15 protein-coding genes are annotated in these 13891 nt (G+C 71.3%); 7 read left to right on the top strand and 8 right to left on the bottom strand.

All coding sequences use genetic code 11. The features are described 5' to 3' along the window. Nucleotides 1-91: 91 nt before the first annotated feature. The 6 genes from alr to GB932_RS10415 all read left to right on the top strand — a co-directional run bounded on the left by alr (nucleotide 92) and on the right by GB932_RS10415 (nucleotide 4541). The gene (alr, locus tag GB932_RS10440; RefSeq protein WP_156760624.1) at nucleotides 92-1216 is read left to right on the top strand and encodes an alanine racemase; all 1125 of its coding nucleotides are present in this window, start codon (nucleotides 92-94) and stop codon (nucleotides 1214-1216) included. A 147-nt stretch (nucleotides 1217-1363) separates the two neighbouring features. Further along, entirely contained in the window at nucleotides 1364-1849 is a 486-nt protein-coding gene (gene tsaE / locus GB932_RS10435) for a tRNA (adenosine(37)-N6)-threonylcarbamoyltransferase complex ATPase subunit type 1 TsaE (protein ID WP_156760623.1), read from the top strand. Nucleotides 1850-1874: 25 nt separating this feature from the next. Further along, nucleotides 1875-2546: a tRNA (adenosine(37)-N6)-threonylcarbamoyltransferase complex dimerization subunit type 1 TsaB gene (gene tsaB / locus GB932_RS10430; protein ID WP_156760622.1), complete on the top strand. Its 672-nt coding sequence runs from the start codon at nucleotides 1875-1877 to the stop codon at nucleotides 2544-2546. Nucleotides 2547-2581: 35 nt separating this feature from the next. Beyond that, nucleotides 2582-3022, top strand: a complete 441-nt coding sequence (rimI, locus tag GB932_RS10425) for a ribosomal protein S18-alanine N-acetyltransferase (RefSeq protein ID WP_156760727.1) — start codon at nucleotides 2582-2584, stop codon at nucleotides 3020-3022. Beyond that, on the top strand, nucleotides 3019-4098 hold the full coding sequence (gene tsaD / locus GB932_RS10420; RefSeq protein WP_156760621.1) for a tRNA (adenosine(37)-N6)-threonylcarbamoyltransferase complex transferase subunit TsaD: 1080 nt from the start codon (nucleotides 3019-3021) through the stop codon (nucleotides 4096-4098). Before rimI ends, tsaD begins: the two co-directional genes overlap by 4 nt. After that, nucleotides 4095-4541: a hypothetical protein gene (locus GB932_RS10415; RefSeq protein ID WP_156760620.1), complete on the top strand. Its 447-nt coding sequence runs from the start codon at nucleotides 4095-4097 to the stop codon at nucleotides 4539-4541. The genes tsaD and GB932_RS10415 overlap by 4 nt, the downstream gene beginning before the upstream one ends. Nucleotides 4542-4593: 52 nt before the next feature. On the opposite strand, the gene GB932_RS10410 is transcribed toward GB932_RS10415, so the two are convergent. The 4 genes from GB932_RS10410 to groES form a co-directional block, all read right to left on the bottom strand. Next, on the bottom strand, nucleotides 4594-5889 hold the full coding sequence (locus GB932_RS10410; protein ID WP_156760619.1) for an ABC transporter substrate-binding protein: 1296 nt from the start codon (nucleotides 5887-5889) through the stop codon (nucleotides 4594-4596). Between the two features lie 96 nt (nucleotides 5890-5985). Then, nucleotides 5986-6882 (bottom strand): EamA family transporter RarD, encoded by an 897-nt coding sequence (rarD, locus tag GB932_RS10405; RefSeq protein WP_156760726.1) that lies wholly within the window; start codon nucleotides 6880-6882, stop codon nucleotides 5986-5988. 122 nt (nucleotides 6883-7004) lie between these two features. Next, nucleotides 7005-8099, bottom strand: a complete 1095-nt coding sequence (locus GB932_RS10400; protein WP_156760618.1) for a mechanosensitive ion channel family protein — start codon at nucleotides 8097-8099, stop codon at nucleotides 7005-7007. An 80-nt stretch (nucleotides 8100-8179) separates the two neighbouring features. Continuing rightward, nucleotides 8180-8476: a co-chaperone GroES gene (groES, locus tag GB932_RS10395; RefSeq protein ID WP_156760617.1), complete on the bottom strand. Its 297-nt coding sequence runs from the start codon at nucleotides 8474-8476 to the stop codon at nucleotides 8180-8182. Between the two features lie 138 nt (nucleotides 8477-8614). On the opposite strand from groES, the gene GB932_RS10390 reads away from it, so the two are divergent. After that, entirely contained in the window at nucleotides 8615-9820 is a 1206-nt protein-coding gene (locus GB932_RS10390) for a THUMP-like domain-containing protein (RefSeq protein WP_156760616.1), read from the top strand. A 4-nt stretch (nucleotides 9821-9824) separates the two neighbouring features. Here GB932_RS10390 and GB932_RS10385 read toward each other — a convergent pair whose 3' ends face one another. The 4 genes from GB932_RS10385 to GB932_RS10370 are packed head-to-tail and all read right to left on the bottom strand — an operon-like array spanning nucleotide 9825 to nucleotide 13889. Continuing rightward, nucleotides 9825-10604 carry an ABC transporter ATP-binding protein gene (locus tag GB932_RS10385; protein WP_156760615.1) on the bottom strand — a complete coding sequence of 260 codons (780 nt, stop codon included), beginning with the start codon at nucleotides 10602-10604 and terminating at the stop codon, nucleotides 9825-9827. Further along, nucleotides 10601-11545: an ABC transporter ATP-binding protein gene (locus GB932_RS10380; RefSeq protein ID WP_231916130.1), complete on the bottom strand. Its 945-nt coding sequence runs from the start codon at nucleotides 11543-11545 to the stop codon at nucleotides 10601-10603. The genes GB932_RS10385 and GB932_RS10380 overlap by 4 nt, the downstream gene beginning before the upstream one ends. Nucleotides 11546-11567: 22 nt before the next feature. Then, the gene (locus GB932_RS10375; protein WP_156760613.1) at nucleotides 11568-12548 is read right to left on the bottom strand and encodes a branched-chain amino acid ABC transporter permease; all 981 of its coding nucleotides are present in this window, start codon (nucleotides 12546-12548) and stop codon (nucleotides 11568-11570) included. Nucleotides 12549-12557: 9 nt separating this feature from the next. Then, nucleotides 12558-13889, bottom strand: coding sequence for a branched-chain amino acid ABC transporter permease (locus tag GB932_RS10370; protein ID WP_156760612.1), 1332 nt, complete (start codon nucleotides 13887-13889; stop codon nucleotides 12558-12560). Nucleotides 13890-13891: the final 2 nt, after the last annotated feature.

Here is a 13891-nt window from a genome sequence, read left to right as displayed (position 1 = left end):
GTGTGATTCAGCCGTCTCCGGCCCGTCTGAACGATTTCTGGCGTCGTCGTGCAGATGGGAGCGGCACGTGGAGCGTGGGAGAATTCGAGATATGACGGGAACCGCGGCATCCGGCGTCGCGCGCGAGGCGATCATCGACCGCGGGGCGATCGAGCACAACGTGCGCGCGCTGCGGGCCGCGACCGGCACCCACGAGTTCATCGCCGTCGTCAAGGCGGACGGCTACGGCCACGGTGCCGTCACGGCCGCGCGCGGGGCGCTCGCCGGCGGAGCGACCCGGCTCGGCGTCGCGGACGTCGCGGAGGCGCTCGCGCTGCGCGAGGCCGGGATCCACGCGCCGATCATCGCGTGGCTGCACGCGCCGGGCGCCGACTTCGGTCCGGCGATCGCGGAGGGCGTCGAGATCGGCGTCTCCGACCTGGACCAGCTGCGCCGCATCGCCGCGCACGCCGGCGGGCGGACGCCGCTCGCGCACCTCAAGCTCGAGACCGGCCTCGGACGCAACGGCGCCGCGCCCGAGGAGTGGGCCGCGCTCTTCGCCGAGGCCGCGGGCCTCGAACGCGAGGGGCGCCTGCGTGTCGACGGCATCTTCAGCCACCTGTCTGGCGCGAGCCGCGACGAGGACGTCGCCCAGCTGCGGCAGTTCGAGGAGGCGCTCGCAGGCGCGACCTCCGCGGGCCTCGCCCCTCGGCTCCGGCACCTCGCCGCGACCGCCGCCGCGATCGACCTGCCGGAGACGCGCCTCGACGCCGTGCGTGTGGGGCTCGGGATCTACGGGCTCTCGCCGTTCGACGATCGCTCCGCCGCCGACCTCGGGCTGCGGCCCGCCATGACGCTGCGGGCGCCGATCGCCGCCGTGCGTCGCGTGTCGGCGGGACATGGCGCCTCCTACGGGTACACGTACCGAGCGGAGCGCGACACGACGTTCGCGCTCGTGCCCCTCGGCTACGCCGACGGCGTGCCGCGGCAGGCATCGAACGTCGGCCCCGTGCGGATCCATGGGCGCCGGTTCCGCGTCGCGGGCCGCATCGCGATGGATCAGTTCGTCGTCGACGTCGGCGACACCCACGTCGCGCCCGGCGACCAGGCCGTGCTGTTCGGGGATCCGCTGCGCGGCGCGCCGTCGGCCGCCGACTGGGCCGACGCCGCGGGCACGATCAACTACGAGATCGTCACCCGCATCGGCCCCCGCGTCCGCCGCACCGTCGTCGAGTAGGTCTGTTCAACGGGGCCCGACCACGGTGGGCAGCGGATGCACGACGACGCCGATTCTGTACGACGATGCCCGGATTCCCGGCGTGTCGGCCGGATCGGGACAGAATCGGCGTCGTCATGCAGTGAGACCACCCGGGAGAATGGATCCATGGTTCCCGATGACATCCTGGGCGCGCACGACATCGCGACCTCTGCCGAGATGGAGGCGCTCGGGCGCCGCATCGGCGCGGAGCTCGCGGCGGGCGACGTGCTCGTCCTGACGGGCCCGCTCGGTGCGGGGAAGACGACGCTCACGCGCGGGATCGCCGACGGGCTCGGCGTACGCGGCCCCGTCCAGAGCCCCACGTTCGTGCTCGCCCGCACGCATCCGTCGCTCACCGGCGGCGCCCCGCTCGTGCACGCCGACGCCTACCGGCTGTCCGACGCCGCAGAGCTCGAGGACCTCGATCTCGACCTCGAGGCGTCAGTGACGATCATCGAGTGGGGGCGGGAGGCGATCGCGCACATCGCCGATCGGTGGTGGGACGTCGAGATCGCGCGGCCCATCGGCGAGGCCGACGAGGATCCGGAGAACCTCGACCTCGACGCCCCGCGGACCGTTGTCGTAACGCAATGTGCCGCCAGCGGGCTCTGAGGAGCGCACGCATACCCTGGAACCGATGATTCTCGCGATCGATTCCTCGCTCGGCTCCTCCGTCGCCGTCGTCGACCCGGCGACGGACGAGGTGCGCGCGCAGGCCGACAGCGCGAGCCCGCGCGGCCACGCCGAGGTGATCGGCACGCTGCTCGAGCGCGCGCTCGACGAGGCGGGCGTCGCCCCGGCCGACATCACACACGTCGCGGCGGGCATGGGGCCCGGCCCGTTCACGGGTCTGCGCATCGGCATCGCCGCAGCCCGCGCCTTCGCGACGGGGCGGGGCATCCCCGTCGTTCCCGTCGTCAGCCACGACGCGGCGGCGCTCGAGCACCTCGCGGGGGATCCCACCGGGGCATTCGCGATCGTCACCGACGCCCGCCGCCGCGAGAACGCGGTGTCGACCTATTCGGGCCTCGACGACGCGGGGATCCCCGTGCGGACGGGTGGCCCCGATCTCGTTCCGAGTTCCGAGACGAGGCATATTCGCCGAGACGAGGCAGAGTCAGCCGGATCCGAGGGGATCTCGGCGATTTCGCCTCATCTCGGAACGACGACCTCGATCGCTGCCGGCGCCGTGGGCATCCTCGCGGCGCGATCGATCCGCGCGGGCAGGATCCCCGACATCGCGGAGCCGCTCTACCTGCGGGCTCCCGACGCGAAGCTCCCCGGCCCCGTGAAGCGGGTGAGCACGTGATCCGCACCGCGACACCAGACGACCTCGACGCGATCATGGCGCTCGAGCGCGCGAGCTTCCCGACCGACGCGTGGAGCGACGAGGCGATGCGCTCCGAGCTCGCCTCTCCGCACGGCCGGTACATCGTGCTCGACGAGGACGGGCGCGTCGCCGGATACGCGGGCCTGCGCCACCTTGCGGGCGGACGCGACGCCGATGTGCAGACGATCGCCGTCGCGCCGGACGCGCGCGGGCATGGCCAGGGGCGCGCACTGCTGCGGGCGCTGCTGGAGCACGCCGCCGCGCGCCGTGCCCGCGAGGTGTTCCTCGAGGTGCGCGCCGACAACCCCGTCGCGACGGCGCTGTACGCGAGCGAGGGCTTCACCGAGCTGGGCCGCCGGCCGCGGTACTACCAGCCCGACGACGTCGACGCCGTCGTGATGCGCCTCGACCTGACGGCGTGGGCGGCGCACGAGCACGCAGGAGCACAGCGATGAACCGCATCGAGCCTCTCGTCCTCGGCATCGAGACGAGCTGCGACGAGACCGGAATCGGGATCGTGCGCGGCCGCACCCTGCTGAGCAACACGATCGCGAGCAGCATGGACGAGCACGCGCGCTACGGCGGCGTCGTGCCCGAGGTCGCCGCCCGCGCCCACCTCGAGGCGCTGCAGCCCGCCATCGAGCGCGCGGTCGCCGAGGCCGGCGTGCGGCTCGACGAGCTCGATGCGGTCGCCGTGACGAGCGGGCCCGGCCTCGCGGGCGCGCTCATGGTCGGCGTCGGCGCCGCGAAGGCGCTCGCGCTCGCGCTCGGGAAGCCGCTCTACGCCGTCAATCACCTCGTCGGCCACATCGCCGCCGACATCGTGACGCCGGAGACGGAGCCGCTCGAATACCCGACCATCGCGCTGCTCGTCTCGGGCGGGCACACCTCGCTCCTGCACGTGCGCGACCTCACGAGCGACGTCGAGCTGCTGGGCGAGACGATCGACGACGCGGCGGGTGAGGCCTTCGACAAGGTCGCGCGGATCCTCGGCCTGCCCTATCCCGGCGGCCCGCAGATCGACCGCGCGGCCGAGGGCGGGGATCCCGCCGCCATCCGCTTCCCCCGCGGACTGTCGCGCGCGAGCGACCTCGAGCGGCATCGGTTCGACTTCTCGTTCTCCGGCCTCAAGACGTCGGTGGCGCGCTGGATCGAGCAGCGCGAGCAGGCCGGTGACGAGGTGCCGACCGCTGACGTCGCCGCGAGCTTCCGCGAGGCCGTCGTCGACGTGCTCGTCACGAAGGCGCTCGACGCGTGCGCATCGCGCGGCGTGCCCCGGCTGCTGCTCGGCGGGGGCGTCATCGCCAACCGCCGCCTGCGCGAGGTCGCCCTTGCGCGCGCGGCCGAGCGCGACGTGACGGTGCGGATCCCTCCGCTCAGCCTGTGCACCGACAACGGCGCGATGATCGCGGCGCTCGCGGCGCAGCTCATCGCGAGTGGGCGAGAGCCGTCGACACTCGCCTTCGGGGCCGACTCGACGCTCCCCGTGACCGAGATCCAGGTCGCCGAACGGGAGGCCGTGACGGCATGATCGAGGCGCGCGCGAACGAGGCGGCCCCCGAGGAGGGTGCCGTCTCGGCCAGCGCGTCCGGGCAGCGGCCCATGGATTCGAGAACCGTCTCCTCGAGCTCGGGTCCCCTCGCGACCGTCGGATCCGAGACGTTCGGGTGGATCCACCCCGACGTGGCAGATCGCCCTCTCACGCGCCGCGAGCGCCGCCCGCAGGTGACGCGACTCGGCGTGCTCGCCGTGACGCTGTCGGCGATCGGGATCGTCGTGTCGTGGTTCGGGCCGTGGGGCGCCGCGATCGGGATCATCGGCGCCGTGCTCGGCGCCGTCGCGCTCTTCCGGCGGACCGAGCGGCGGCGCTGGTGCTGGACCGCGATCCTCGCCGGATGCGTGTCGATCCTGTTCAGCGCCTACTGGCTCACCTGGATCCTGCCGCAGCTCGCCGTTCCCGAGCTCACGATCTGACGAACGGCTGCGGGCCCCGATCCGGATGGATCGGGGCCCGCAGCCGGAGGCGTCAGCCCTCGTAGGGGGCGTACGTGTTGTCGTCGCCGTACTCGTAGATGTTGATGAACCCCTCGGTCGGGTCGCCGACGTCGTCGAATGTGACGGGGCTCGAGATCCCGTCGTAGTCGGCGATGCCGCCGTCGAGGATGATGTCGGCGCACTCGGCGAACGTCGTGCACGTCGTGCCGTCTCCCGAGCCGCCCGAGACCTCCTGCAGATAGGCCGCGATCTCCGGCCCCTCCGTCGACTGCGCGCGGAGCGCGGCGAGGGCGATGAGGTTCGTCGCGTCATACGACTCGGGGCCGTAGGTGAAGTCCTTCAGCTCATCGCGTCCGTCCTCCGCCACGAAGTCCCTGAGGTCGTCGACCCACTCCTGCACCTGTTCCGGCGTCGGGCCCGGGTAGGTGCCCTTCGCGCCGGCGAGGGTTCCCTCGGGGAAGTCCTCCGAGTAGTCGGCGAGGTTGCCGTCGACGAAGTACATCTCCTCGGCGGGAACGCCCTCGTCGACGAGGTTCGGGACGATCGTCTTCGCCTGGTCGAAGGTCAGGACGACGATCGCGTCGGGATCCTCGGCGAGCACCTCCGAGACCTGCGAGGTGAACGTGGTGTCGCCGGGGTTGAACGTCGTGTTGGCGACGACCTCGCCGCCGGCGGCCTCGAACGCCTCGGTGATGTACTTCGCGAGACCCGTGCCGTACGCGTCGTTGAGGACGATCATGCCGAGGGTGGCGTGCCCTTGCTCCGCGATGAAGTTGCCGAGCACCTCTCCCTGGAGGACGTCGCTGGGCGCGGTGCGGAAGTAGAGGCCGTTGTCGTCCGCCGTCGTGAACGCGTCCGAGGTGTTGGCCGGCGAGAAGTGGATCACGTCCGCGCCGACGACCTGATCGAGGAACTGCAGCGAGACGCCGGACGAGGCCGCGCCGATGATCGCGGAGACGTCCTCGCCGAGCAGGCGGGGGATCTCCGTCTCGAAGGCGCGGTTGACGAGGTCTCCCGAGTCGCCCCATGTGAGGTCGACCTCGAGGCCCGTGGTCTCGGAGTACTCGTTGATGAGGTGCTGCGCGTACGCGACGCCGGCCTCCTCGGGCGGGCCGAGGAAGGCGAGGTCGCCGGTCTGCGGCAGCGCCGTTCCGAGCTTCAGCGAGATGTCGCCGAACTCGGTGGTGGGGGCGAGCGCCTCCGTCTCCTCCGACATCGAATCGTCGGCGTCGTCGGGCGTGCTGGTGTCGCCCGCGCATCCGGCGAGGGTGAGCGCGGCGACGCCGGCGAAGGCGGCGGCGCCGAGGGCGGTGCGGGATCGAACCATGGCGGCTGGGTCCTTTCGTCTGGCCCGCGGTTCGGATGGATCAGCTGTGAGTCCGCGGTGCCGCGACGCTATCGACCGCGCATTTCCCGCATGTTCTCAGGATCGACGCGTTGTGTTTCGTCTCCGGCGTTCGCTGCGGGCGACGTCGACCATGAGGACGACGCACGCGACCCAGATGAGGGCGAAGCCGGCCCAGCGCTCCGGCGGCATCTCCTCCCCGAGGAGGAACGCGCCCGTGATGAACTGCAGGATCGGGGCGGCGAACTGCAGCAGCCCGATCGTCGTGAGCGAGACGCGGCGCGTCGCAGAGGCGAACAGCAGCAGCGGCACGGCCGTGACGATGCCGGCGAGTCCGACGAGCAGCGCGTGTGCGGTGCCGTGGTGGCCGAACGTGATCCCCGTCGTCATGCCGACGGCGACGAGCTGGGCGGCCGCGATCGGGGTGAGCCACATCGACTCCAGCGTGAGCCCGCTGACGGCGTCGACGTGCTCGCCGAGGTGCTGCTTCTTCACGAGGCCGTACGCGGCGAACGAGGCCGCGAGGACGAGCGAGACCCACGGGACGGCACCGTAGAACACGACGATCACGACGACGGCGAGGCCCGCGATGGCGACGGCGACCCACTGCAGCGGGCGCATCCGCTCCCCGAGGACGAGCACGGCCAGCAGGACGGTCGCGATCGGGTTGATGAAGTATCCGAGGCTCGCTTCGAGGACCCGATCGGACAGGGCGGCGAAAAGGAACACCTGCCAGTTGATGTAGATGAGCACGCCCGCGGCGGCGCTCCACAGCGCGAGCCGGCGCGAGCGGAGCACGGCCAGCAGTCGACCCCAGCCCCGCGTGACGGTCAGGAGAAGCGCGCAGAACGCGAGCGACAGCAGCACGCGCCACGACAGGGTCTCCCACGGGCCCGTCGGGGCGAGCAGCACGAAGTAGAGCGGGAGCAGACCCCACAGGAGGTAGGCACCGAACCCGTACGCGACGCCCATCATCTGGGCGCGCGTGCGGGGCAGGGGGATCGGCTGAGTCGGGGTCGCGAGGGTCACGGATGAAGACTATGTCTCGCGTGGCCGGGCGAGGGCGGCGGGATCTGCCGACCTCCGCACGAATCCTGTCAGTCGTCGCGGCCGAGCTCGATGCGGGTGCGCGACATGTCCTGCGGTCGCTGCGTTCCGAGGAACGCCACGAGCTCCTCGCGTACCCGGCAGCGCAGGGTCCACAGCAGGTCGCCGTCCGCGGCCGTCATGGTCGCCCGCAGCTGGGCGACGCCGCCCGTCGCGTCGGAGACGATGAGGCCCCAGCCGCGGCGATCCCACTCGGGGCTGGCATCGAGGATCCGCTCGAGCTCGGCGCGCACGGCCGCGACGTCGACCGTGTAGTCGGCCTCGACGAACACCGTGCCGGTGAGCTCGGTCTGGTTGCGGGTCCAGTTCGTGTACGGCGTCGTCGTGAAGTGCGTCGACGGCAGCACCAGGCGGCGATCGTCCCAGATCTGCACGACGACGTAGGTGAGGGTGATCTCCTCGATCGTGCCGAACTGGTCGTCGACCTCGACGGTGTCGCCGACCTTGAGGGCGTTCGAGAAGGCCAGCTGGATGCCGGCGACGAGGTTGCCGAGCGTGGACTGCGCGGCGAGACCCGCGACGATCGACGCGACGCCGGCCGACGCGAACAGCGAGGCGCCGAACGTCTCGGCGCCGGGGATCGTGAGGAGCATCGCGGCGATCGTCAGCACCGCGATCACGGCGATCACGAGGCGGCGGATCATGCGCAGCTGCGTGCGGCGCCGGCGCGCCGTGAACTCGTCGCCGCTCGTCGTGTCCTGGCGGCGCATCGCCCCGTCGATGAGGAAGATGAGGATCTTGCCGATGATCCAGCCGATGACGGCGATGATCGCGAGGTCGAGCCCGTAGTCGACCGCGCCGCGCAGGTCGTCGAAGCCGTCGGGGAAGAACGTCGGCACGGTGGCCTTCCAGCCGATCACCGCGACGAACCAGAACGCGGGCCGCGGGAAGCGGCGGCTCAGCTCGCGGAACACCTCGTGGCGGCGCCCGAGCCGGCGCGTGACGGCGGCGAACACCCAGGCGACGACGAACGCGAGGACGAGCGCGGCGGCGGCAGCCACGGCGACGGCGCCCCAGGCCGCCCAGGGGTTCGTCGTCACGGCGTCGGCGATGTCGGCGACATCGGCGGGGAGCTCATCGGTCATGCCCCCAGCGTAGAGACGACCCCCGACATGCGAAGAACCCCGGACGCGATGCGTCCGGGGTTCTCAGGCGACCTTGAGGGTCAGCGCACGACGACCGCGAGCACGTCGCGGGCCGAGAGGACGAGATACTCGTCCGCGCCGAACTTGACCTCGGTTCCGCCGTACTTGCTGTACAGAACGACGTCGCCGACCGCGACGTCGAGCGGAACACGGTTGCCGTTGTCGTCGATGCGACCCGGCCCGACCGCCACGACCTCGCCCTCCTGGGGCTTCTCCTTGGCGGTGTCGGGGATGACGAGCCCGCTCGCCGTGGTCTGCTCAGCCTCGACCTGCTTGATGACGATGCGGTCCTCGAGCGGCTTGATGGAAACCGACACGGTGTACCTCTGCTTTCCTGTCCTGACAGAAGACGTTGGTTCGCACTCTCACCCCGAGAGTGCTAATCGTCAGTGTAGAGCGGAAATTGGCACTCACGCAACGTGAGTGCCAACCCGCCGGCGTCCTACGCTGGAGCGATGGACCACGCCGAGCTCGACGCCCTGCTCACGCCCGAGGCGATGGAGCTCGTCGACGGCCTCGATCCGGCCGAGACCGAGGCCGACGTCGCGCGCACCGTCACGACGCTGCGCCGCGCGGGCCACGGCCCCGATCTCGTGTCGGCCGTCGTGGGGCAGGTGCGCCTGCGCCGGCGGGCGCGGGCGAAGTTCGGCGAGTTCGCGGATCGCATGCTCTTCACCCGCGCGGGGATCGAGCAGGCGACGCGCATGTCGGTCTCGGCCCACCACGCCGGCAGATTCGTCAGGGCGGGCCTTGCGCGCGTCGCCGACCTCGGCTGCGGCATCGGGGGAGACGCCATCGCCTTCGGATCGCTCGGCATGGGCGTCCTCGCCGTCGACGCCGACGAGGTCACGGCGGCGCTCGCCGCGTACAACCTCTCGCCCTTCCGCGACGGCGCCGGATCCGTCGAGGTGCGCTGCGCGCGCGCTGAGGAGACCGACCTCGCGGGCGTCGACGCCGTCTGGATGGATCCCGCGCGCCGCACGACGGGCCACAGCGAGACGCGCCGCGTGTCGGCCGACGACTATTCGCCGCGCCTCGACTGGGCCTTCGCGCTCGCGGAGCGCCTCCCGACGGGGATCAAGCTCGGGCCGGCCCACGACCGCGACGCGATCCCCGACGGCGTGGAGGCGCAGTGGATCAGCGTCGACGGATCGACCGTCGAGCTCGTGCTGTGGTCGGGCGCGCTCGCGCGCGCGGGCGTCGGCCGCGCCGCCCTCGTGATCCGCCGTGACAGCGCGCACGAGCTCACGGCGCCGGGAGACGTCGAGGACGAGCCGGTGCGCGCTCTCGGGGCATTCGTGCACGAACCCGAGGGATCCGTCATCCGCGCGCGCCTCGTCGGCGACGTCGCGCGGGCGCTCGACGCCGGCCCCGTGGCCGACGGCATCGCCTACCTGACGGGCGACGCCGAGGCCACGAGCCCGTTCGCGCAGTCCTTCCGGGTGCGCGAGACGCTCCCCGCCGACCCGAAGGTCCTCGGGAAGGCGCTGCGGGAGCGGGGCATCGGCACCCTCGAGATCAAGAAGCGCGGCGTCGACATCGATCCTGCGGCGCTGCGGAGGAAGCTGAAGCTGCGGGGCGACGGATCCGCGACGCTCATCGTCACGCGCATCGACGGGCGCCGCGTGGCGATCCTCGCCGATCGCGTGAGCGCGCCCTGACGCGTCACTCGGCGACGCGGCGGTGGACCCCCGTCGCGGCGTTCTGCTCGGATCCGAGGGTCCCGAGGTAGAGCTCCATGACCTTGGGGTCGTGCAGCAGCTCGCGCCCCGTGCCCGTGTAGGCGTCGTGCCCCTGGTCGAGCACGTATCCGCGATCGCAGATCTGCAGGCAGCGGCGGGCGTTCTGCTCGACCATGATGCACGTCACGCCCGCCTTGTTGATCTCGCTGACGCGGATGAACGCCTCGTCCTGCCGGACGGGGGACAGGCCCGCAGACGGCTCGTCGAGCAGCAGAACCTTCGGATCCATCATGAGCGCGCGTCCCATGGCGACCATCTGGCGCTCGCCGCCCGACAGGCCGCCCGCGCGCTGCTTCAGCCGCGGGGCGAGATCGGGGAAGACCTCGGTGACGAACGCGAGGCGCTCGGCGAAGAGGGACGGCTTCTGGAAGACGCCCATCTGCAGGTTCTCCTCGATCGTGAGCGAGGGGAACACGTTGTCGGTCTGCGGGATGAATCCGACGCCGCGCGCGACGAGCTGGTTCGCCCTGAGGTTCGTGATGTCCTCGCCGTCGAGCGCGATCGAGCCGTCGCGCACATGCACGAGCCCGAAGATCGACTTCAGCAGGGTCGACTTGCCGGCGCCGTTGGGGCCGATGATGCCGATGAGCTCGCCCTCGCGCGCCGTCAGGTTGCACTTCGTGAGGATGTTCACGCCGGGCAGGTAGCCGGCTGTGACATCGTCGACCCGCACGACGATCCTGCGGTCCTGTGTTGCGCTCATCGGGGATCCTCCTCGTCTGCTTCCGCCTGACCCTCGCGGGCGATGTCATCCGCGCTGACGGGCGGAGCGGCGGCCTCCTCGACGACGTCGATGCGCCCCGTGACGACGCCGAGGTCGACATCCTGGTGCGCGCCGAGGTATGCGTCGATCACCGCCTTGTCCGTCATGACCTCCGCGGGCGGTCCCTCGGCCACGACGCGGCCCTCGGCCATCACCACGACCCAGTCGGCGATGTGCTGGACCATGTGCATGTCGTGCTCGACGAACAGCACCGTCATCCCCGCGTCCTTGAGGTCGAGGATGTGCTCGAGGAGGCTCTCGGTGAGCGCGGGGTTCACGCCGGCCATCGGCTCGTCGAGCATGACGAGGGTCGGATCCGTCATGAGGGCGCGGGCCATCTCGAGCAGCTTGCGCTGTCCGCCCGAGAGCGATGCCGCGAAGTCGTCCTTCTTGGCATCGAGCCGGAACTTCTCGAGCAGCGCGAGGGCGCGCTCCTCGATCGCCCGATCCTGCGCCCGCCACAGGGCCGGCACGAGGCTCGGCCAGAACCTCTCGCCCCGCTGGCCGGTCTGGCCGAGCTTCATGTTGTCCATGACGGTCATGAGACCGAGGGCCTTCGTCAGCTGGAATGTGCGCACGAGGCCGCGCCGCGCGACCCGATGCGCGGGCACGTTCGCGAGCGACCTGCCCTCGAACGACCACGCGCCCGTGTTCGGCTGGTCGAAGCCCGTGAGCAGGTTGAACAGGGTCGTCTTGCCGGCGCCGTTCGGGCCGATGAGCGCCGTGATGGCGCCCCGCGGGATCTCGAGGTGCGCGACGTCGACCGCGGTCATGCCGCCGAAGCGCCGCGTCACCGAGTCGACCACGATGATCGGATCCGTCTTGGCCACGCCGGGGGCGGCCTCGCCGACGTGCAGGCCGGTCGTCTTCGCGCGCGCGATGGGACCGGCGGGGGAGACGCTGTCACTTGACAAAGGTCAGCTCCTTCTTGTTTCCGAGGAGTCCCTGCGGCATGAAGACGACGAGGAGCACGAGCGCGACGCCGATGAGGATGTCGCGGAGGGTCGCCGCCTGGATCGAGCTCATGAAGGGGAGCACCCCGGACTCGACGAGCTGCGGGAGGAGCACGCCGAGGAGCGTGCGCACGAACCAGAACAGCACGGCTCCGAGCAGCGGCCCGAACACCGTGGCGGCGCCGCCGAGCAGCAGCGCCGTCCAGACGAAGAACGTCGTCGACGTCATATAGGTGTTCGGATTGACGGCGCTGGGGAGCGCCCATACGACGCCGCCGAGTGCGGCGATGACGCCGCCGACGACGAGCGCCTGCATCTTGTACGCGAAGACGTTCTTGCCGAGCGCGCGGACGGCGTCCTCGTCCTCGCGGATCCCCTTGAGCACGCGCCCCCAGGGGCTGCGCGTGAGCAGCCAGACGACGAGCACGGCGACGGCGACGAGCACGAGGCCGACGAGGCGCGTCCACCAGCCCGTCTCGTTGTAGACGAACGGGCCGAAGCCGTAGGTGCCGGGCGGGATCGGGTTCATGTCGCGGAACGACGCGTGATAGCCGCTGAGGCCGTCGGCGGATCCCGTGACCTCGTCGAACGCGGTCGTCAGGAAGAACAGCCGCACCACCTCCGCGGCGGCGATCGTCGCGATCGCGAGGTAGTCGCCGCGGAGGCGGAGGGTGGGGATCCCCAGCACGAGGGCGAACAGCGCGGACGCGATGACGCCGACGAGCACGCCGGCCCACCAGGGGAAGCCGAAGGTGAGGACGCTGATCGCATATCCGTAGGCGCCGAGGGCCATGAAGCCGGCGACGCCCATGTTGAGGAGGCCGGTGAAGCCGAAGTGGAGCGCGAGGCCGAGACCGGCCAGCGCGAACGCCATCGTGGCGGGCGAGAGCAGCGATCGCAGCGACTGCTCGATGATGAGATTCCAGTCCATGTGCGGCTCCTAACCGATGCGCTCTCGTCGGCCGAGGAGGCCCTGTGGTCGGAGGAGGAGCACGAGGATGAGGACGAAGAGCGCGCCGACGTAGCGGAGGTCGGCGGGGATCCACAGGCTCGAGACCTCGACGAGGACGCCGACGATGAGGGCGCCCACGAGCGCGCCGTAGGCGGTTCCCAGCCCGCCCAGCGTGACCGCCGCGAACACGAGCAGCAGGATGTGCATCCCCATGTCGAAGCGGATCCCGGGGCGGTAGTAGGCGTAGAGCACGCCGGCCAGGCCGGCCATGGCGCCCGAGAGCACCCAGACGATGCGCACGACCTTGTCGACGTCGATGCCCGTGGCGCTCGCGAGCGCCGGGTTGTCGCTGATGGCGCGCGTCGCCTTGCCCACGCGGCTGTACGTGAGCCAGGCCGCGAAGGCGACGAGCACGACGAGCGAGAGCGCCATCGACATCATCTCCATCGGGCTGACGGCGACGGCGCCGAACAGCGGGATCTTGGCGGTGTCCGCGAGGGGAGGGAGCTGGAGGGTGCCGCCGCCGATGAAGAACTGGAAGATGAACCGCATCGCGAGCGACAGGCCGATCGACACGATCATGAGCTGCACGACGCCCGCGCCGCGGCGGCGCAGCGGCTTCCACAGCGCGACGTCGAGGGCGAGGCCCATGAGCGCCGCGAGCACGATCGTGAGGATGAGCGCGAGCCAGAGCGGGAGGCCGAGCGTCGCCGCGCCGGCGAGTCCGTAGGCGACGACCGCGCCGAAGGTCACCATCTCGGCGTGCGCGAAGTTCGACAGCTTCGTCGTGCCGTACACGAGCGAGATGCCCACCGCGGCGAGTGCGAGCATCAGGCCGAAGTTGATGCCCTTGAACACGCGGTCGACGAGCTGATCGACGAAGCCGACGGTGTTGCGCTCGCCTTCGCCGATGAAGAAGTTGACGGCGAGTCGACCGCCCGCGCCCATCTCGGCCTCGACGACGTTCGGCGAGTCGTCCTCGCCCGACTCGTCGATGACCGTCACGCCGTCGGGGAGGGTCTCCTCGTCGAGGGCGACCGTGTAGGTCGCGCCGCGCTCCGGCACCTTCACCTGCCACCTCCCCTCGGCATCGGTGACGACGAGCTGCTCGCCACCGGGGCCGTCGATCGCGAGCGCGACGCCCTCGAGCGGCTCGCCCTCGTGGTGCACGTTGCCCGAGAGCGTGTAGGGGTCGCCATCGGCGGCGGATGCCGGCTGCGGCGCGAGCGCGAGGCCGACGAGCACGGCGAGGAATGCGGTGAGGAGCGCGACTGCCGCGCCGACCCGTACCCGCCCTCGTGGGGCGGTGGCGTGATTCATGG

Origin of the sequence: Microbacterium karelineae (assembly GCF_009745985.1) — a bacterium.
Taxonomy (GTDB): domain Bacteria; phylum Actinomycetota; class Actinomycetes; order Actinomycetales; family Microbacteriaceae; genus Microbacterium; species Microbacterium karelineae.
The sequence above is the reverse complement of the archived record's forward strand: the minus strand, read 5'-3'. Positions and strand labels throughout refer to the sequence as shown.